The following is a 5,897-nucleotide window of genomic DNA, read 5'->3' as shown; positions in this document are numbered from 1 at the left end:
CACGCTGACCATGTGCTTCGTCGCCGTGGTCGTGCAGTCGCGGCTCATGACTTTCGACCGCTCGCTGGAAGAAGCCGCGATGGATCTTGGCGCAACGCCGGTGGAGACCTTCTTCCAGATCACATTGCCGGTCATCATGCCGGCGATCGTCTCCGGCTGGATGCTGGCTTTCACCCTTTCGCTCGACGATCTGGTCATTGCCAGCTTCACCTCCGGGCCGGGCGCGACGACGCTGCCGATGAAGATCTACAGCCAGGTTCGCCTCGGCGTGACGCCGGAAATCAACGCCGCCTGCACCATCCTGATCGCCGTCGTGGCGATCGGCGTCATCATCGCCTCGCTTGCCAACAAGCGGCGTGAGGTGCAGCGCCAGCTCGACGAGCAGGCCGCGCAGCGCGGTTGAAGATGAAAACGCGACCCCTTATTCCCCGGAAACGCCGCGGCTGATCGGGGAAATGAACGGCGTGCTCCAGGTTCCGCCGACGAAGAACGACGACTGGTTGGGGCCTTGCTGGCCGTTGGCCTGCGTTGCCGCCTGGTCAGGCTGAATGACGCCGCCGGACAAGGCCAGTCCGCGCCCGGCGTAGGACGCGATGCCGGACAGCCAGATCTTGTACTTCGCTGAATTGGCCTCGGCCTTGTCGATTCGCGCCACGCCCTTCGAAATGGTGGCCTTGATCTCGGCACCGTCGATCGGCAATGTTGCGTCGGAGACATCGTCGAGCGCGAAGAAGCCGCCCTGTTCGGTATGTTTGAGGAAGGCCGGCAGGTTGAGCTTGCTCAACGCACCCGGCCCGAAGGTCGCCGAGACCGAGCCGTCGGCATTGTCGAAGATGGAATCCCAGGTTCTGCCCGGCCCCTTGAGGATCACCGAGACGGTGCCCGTGCCGACCGGCACCAGCCGCGTCATCCCTGCCGCCGTGCCGAAAGCACCGCCGTCGATGTCGGACGCCAGAAGGCGGATTTCGACCTGCGAGCCTTCCGGCTTGCGATCGAAGCGAAGGCTGGTCTGGATGTTGCCGCCGAAGGCCGAGGCATCGGAGATGTCGAAGACGGACAGACCATCCTTGACCTGGGCCGTGGCGGCGACGTCGGCGAGCTGGATCGGCCCCGCCGTGGCGTGCGCCGCCGACAGCCTGAGATCGAGATTGATCTTGTCGGCGAAACTTGTGTCGATTTCGCCAGGCCCCGCCCCTCCGGTCGGCACCAGCGGGGTGAAGGCCGACAGAAACGATCTGAGGTCGAGCGTGTCGAAGGCGAGCGTGCCGGAGATCACCGGTTGTGCTTCACCAAGCGAGAGGTCCAGCGCACCCATCCCCGGATTGTTGTCGAGTGCAATCGCCGTGTTGTCGAACTTGACGCGCCCGCCGGTCGCGGTGATCTTGCTCGAAATGCTGACCGAGCCGATCGCCGCACCCGGAGCGATGCCGGCCTGCGACCATTCCAGGACACGCCGCAGCGAGGGCGCCGAGAACTTCGCTTGACCGTCGAAATAGGTATTTTCAGACATGCTGGCCGTGCCGTCGAACGAGAAGGTGGCGGGCGCCGCCTTGAAGGACAGTGTCAGCGGCGCCGTGCCGCCGGCAAACAGCACAAGCGGTTTGGCCGAGGCGACGTCCAGCGCGACGCTTTCGCCCCGCCAGATGCCGGTTGCCGACAGCGTCGCATTGCTGTTCATCGCCGCCCAATTTGCCTGACCGTTCAAGCTGCTCAGGATCTCGACGTCCTTGCCGCCGATGGAGGCTACCATGCGGCCGTCGCGAAACTCGACCGTGCCGAAGGTGTCGGTAGGCAGCTTGTCGAGGTCCGGTTTGGCGGGGTCGGCGTTGACCAGGCCGCGCGCCGTGTCGATGGAGCGCGTGATGCGCCCGCCGGTCGGGACAGCGGGCAGGAAAAGGCCGGCAGGCGTGCGCTGGACCCGGATCGTCGGCCGCACCAGCCGCGCCGTCGAAAACACCACGTCGCCGCGCAAGGCCGCCATGGCGGAAAGGTCGACCTCGACCCGTTCTGCCTCGACCACCGGCGGCGCCTCGGTGTCGGTCCATTGTGACAGCGTCACATCGGTCAGGATGGCGCGGAATGTCGGCCAGACCTCGATACGCGGCGAACCGTCGATGGCGACACGGAAGCCGCTCCACGCACTCATTTCCCAGGCGATGCGGTCGCGCACGATACGGGTGGAGGCAATCAGCGGCAGGGCGGCAACGACCAGCGCGACGACGATCACGGCAGCGCCGATCGCCCATATTCCGCGCCGGATCATAGATGATGGCATATGGCCCCGTATGCTTCCATTCCGACAAATCGCGCGACGGGTGTAACCCCAGGTGTCACCACGGCCCCGGTCGTCACCACGACCCCGGTCGTGACCAGGACTTCCGGCCGTCACTACGACTTCAAGTTGTCACTACGACTTAGGGCTGAGGCATTTCAAGTCTTTATGGCCCGGCGATGGCATTTGCGCACATCTGGTCGCATCAGCCGAACAAAATCTTGCTCTGCTGCGCTGCGATATGCATAAGCGATGGCGACCGTGGAGGAACGATCATGGCTGCCGAACAACCGCTCTGGACCCCGACGCAAGACCAGATTGACGCAGCACCCTTGACCGCCTTCACCAAGGCCGCCGGAGTCAAAGCCGGCGTAGCGTTTTCCTCGTATTCGCAGCTTCACGCCTGGTCGGTCGAGGACCGTGAAGGGTTCTGGAGCCTGGTCTGGGATTTCTGCGGCATCGTCGGCGGCAAGGGCGACAAGCTGCTCGTCGACGGCGACAAGATGCCCGGCGCTTCTTTCTTTCCCGATGCGACACTGAATTTCGCCGGGAATCTGCTGAAGAAGACCGGCTCAGGCGACGCAATCGTGTTTCGCGGCGAAGACAAGGTCGAGCGCCGGCTGTCCTGGAACGAGTTGCACGCGCTGACCTCGCGGCTGCAGCAGCTTTTCCTGTCGCTCAAGGTGAAGAAGGGCGACCGCATTGCCGCCATGATGCCCAACATGCCGGAGACCGTCGCCGCCATGCTGGCCGCCGCCTCGGTCGGCGCCGTCTGGTCGTCCTGCTCTCCCGATTTCGGCGAGCAGGGCGTGCTCGACAGGTTCGGCCAGATCGAGCCCGTCGTCTTCATCGCGCCGGATGGCTATTGGTACAATGGCAAGGCGATCGAAGTCGCCGACAAGATCGCCGCGGTCGCGGCCAAGCTCGGCACTGTCCGCAAGATCCTGGTCGTCGACTATCTCGGCACATCGAGCGATGTCGCCGGGATCATCGACAAGGCGGTGGCGCTGGAAGAGGCGCTGTCGCCCTTCGCCGGCAAGCCCGTCGCCTTCGAGCCGCTGCCGTTTTCGCATCCGCTTTACATCCTGTTTTCGTCGGGAACGACCGGCATTCCCAAATGCATCGTCCATTCGGCCGGCGGCACGCTGATCCAGCATGTCAAGGAACACCGGCTGCATGCCGGTCTCACCGACGGCGACCGCTTTTTCTACTTCACCACCTGCGGCTGGATGATGTGGAACTGGCTGGTGTCGGGGCTCGCTTCGGGTGCGACGCTGCTGCTCTATGACGGTTCGCCCTTCTACCCCGACGGCAATGTGCTGTTCGATTTCGCCGATGCCGAGAAGATGACTTTCCTCGGCACCTCGGCCAAGTTCATCGATTCCGTGCGCAAGGCCGGCCTCAAGCCGATCCGCACGCATGATCTGTCCACTGTGCGGGCAATCTCCTCCACCGGCTCGCCGCTGTCGCCGGAAGATTTCCGCTTTGTCTATGACGGCATCAAGAAGGACGTACATCTGGCCTCGGTCTCCGGCGGCACCGACATCGTCTCCTGCTTCGTGCTCGGCGTGCCGACGCAGCCGGTCTGGACCGGCGAGATCCAGGGACCCGGCCTCGGCCTGGCCGTCGATGTCTGGGACGACGACGGCAGGCCGGTCCGACAGGAGAAGGGCGAGTTGGTCTGCGCAAAAGCCTTTCCGGCGATGCCGATCGGCTTCTGGAACGACCCCGATGGCAAGAAGTACCGGGCGGCCTATTTCGAGCGCTTCGACAATGTCTGGTGTCATGGCGATTTCGCCGAATGGACCGAGCATGGCGGCCTCATCATCCATGGCCGCTCCGACGCCACGCTCAACCCGGGCGGGGTGAGGATCGGCACGGCGGAGATCTACAATCAGGTCGAGCAGATGCCTGAGATCCTGGAAGCATTGTGCATCGGACAGGACATCGACAACGACGTGCGCGTCATCCTGTTCGTGCGCCTGGCCGCCGGCGTGCAGCTCGACGAGGATCTGGAAAAACGCATACGGGCAAAAATCCGTAGCGGCGCGAGCCCGCGTCACGTGCCGGCAAGGATCGTCGCCGTCACCGACATCCCACGCACCAAGTCGGGCAAGATCACCGAGCTTGCGGTGCGCGACGTGGTGCATGGCCGCGCCATCAAGAACAAGGAGGCGCTCGCCAATCCAGAGGCGCTTGAGCTGTTCAAGAACCTGCCGCAATTGGCCGAGTAGCTGCTAATGCATGTCGCTCAAAAGTGGCCCGGTTTTGAGGCAACGACACGTATGAAAAAGTGACTTCGGAATGGTTAACGAAATATCTCGCTAGAATTTACCTAGATTTCATGAGTGGTACACATTCGTAAATTTTCCGGCGCCCCGGTAAGGGGTTGTTAAGGTCCGGCGTCGATAGTCGCAGGTAACTTGAGGGAGAAATCCCGTTCCTCAGCCCCGAGGATCCGAATTCGCTCAAGCCCCCGTTGTGACAGCAATCCCATCTCTTAAGGCGCCTTTGGGCGCCTTTTTCTTTTTATCGGGATCGAAGCGTGGAGGGCTGATCTATTCCGCGAGCACACGGGTCGATGGAAAAGCGACCTCGACCAAGGTGCCTTCGCCCGGGGTCGAATTGATGGTGAACCGGGCACGGTTGGCTTCCACCATCGCTTTGGTCAAAGGCAGTCCAAGCCCGGTGCCGTCGCCGCGTCCGCGCTTCAGCGCGTTGATCTGCTTGAACGGCTTCAGCGCCTGCTCGATCTCGGCATGGCTCATGCCGATGCCGGTGTCGCGCACCCGCATGACGACGTCGCCCGACGTCTCATAGGCGGTCGAGACGATCACCTGGCCGCCGGCCTGGGTGTAGCGGATGGCATTCGACAGGATGTTGAGCGCGATCTGGCGCACGCTGCGCAGGTCCGCCACCACTTCCGGCAGCCGCGAAGCGAAGCTGGAGCGGATGATGACCCGTTCGCGATTGGCCTGCGGCTGCATCATCGCCACCGTCTCGGCCAGCGTGTCGTTGAGCGACACCGCCTCATAGGCCATCTCCTGCTGGCCGGCCTCGATCTTGGAGATGTCGAGCAGGTCGTTGACCAGGTCGAGCACATGATTGCCCGAGCGGTTGATGTCGCGCAGATAGTCGCGGTAGCGGTCGTTGGCGACAGGTCCGAACTTCTCGTCGACCATCAGTTCGGAAAAGCCGATGATGGCGTTGAGCGGGGTGCGGATCTCGTGGCTGATGCGGGCGAGGAAATCGGTCTTCTGCGAGGACGCGCGCTCGGCCACCGCACGTGCCTGCGTCAAGTCCTCTTCGGCCCGCTTCCACTGCGTGATATCGCGAACGACGGCGCAGAAGCCGCTGTCGTTGGGCAGCCGGCCGATGGTCATGAACAGCGGAATGAAGCGGCCTTGCGATTCGCGACCGATCACCTCACGGCCGTCGTTCATGACACTCGCCACGCCGGGCTCGGACAGTCCGTTGAGATAGTCGCGTGCCGCGCGCTGACTTTCGATGGCAAACAGCGAGGCGAACGGCTTGCCGGTCACATCGTCGCTGTCGAAGCCGAACAGTGCTTCGGCCGGCCGGCTGATCGATCGGATGGTGCCGTCACGGCCGATCAGCACGACGC

4 protein-coding genes are annotated in these 5,897 nt (G+C 63.4%); 2 read left to right on the top strand and 2 right to left on the bottom strand.

Annotated elements, in window-relative coordinates:
• A partial coding sequence (locus EN991_RS20500; protein ID WP_127369413.1) for an ABC transporter permease subunit occupies nucleotides 1-403 on the top strand: 403 nt, incomplete at its 5' end.
• A gap of 18 nt (nucleotides 404-421) precedes the next feature.
• On the opposite strand, the gene EN991_RS20495 is transcribed toward EN991_RS20500, so the two are convergent.
• Nucleotides 422-2,275: an AsmA family protein gene (locus EN991_RS20495; RefSeq protein ID WP_024505753.1), complete on the bottom strand. Its 1,854-nt coding sequence runs from the start codon at nucleotides 2,273-2,275 to the stop codon at nucleotides 422-424.
• 272 nt (nucleotides 2,276-2,547) lie between these two features.
• Here EN991_RS20495 and EN991_RS20490 point away from each other — a divergent pair, with 272 nt between their 5' ends.
• Nucleotides 2,548-4,506 (top strand): acetoacetate--CoA ligase, encoded by a 1,959-nt coding sequence (locus tag EN991_RS20490; RefSeq protein WP_127369412.1) that lies wholly within the window; start codon nucleotides 2,548-2,550, stop codon nucleotides 4,504-4,506.
• Between the two features lie 324 nt (nucleotides 4,507-4,830).
• On the opposite strand, the gene EN991_RS20485 is transcribed toward EN991_RS20490, so the two are convergent.
• Nucleotides 4,831-5,897: histidine kinase dimerization/phospho-acceptor domain-containing protein (locus EN991_RS20485; RefSeq protein WP_127369411.1), on the bottom strand; the 1,067-nt coding region annotated here is incomplete at its 5' end.

Source organism: Mesorhizobium sp. M7A.F.Ca.US.005.03.2.1 (assembly GCF_003997795.1).
In the GTDB taxonomy this organism is placed as follows: Bacteria; Pseudomonadota; Alphaproteobacteria; order Rhizobiales; family Rhizobiaceae; genus Mesorhizobium; species Mesorhizobium ciceri.
The sequence above is the reverse complement of the archived record's forward strand: the minus strand, read 5'-3'. Positions and strand labels throughout refer to the sequence as shown.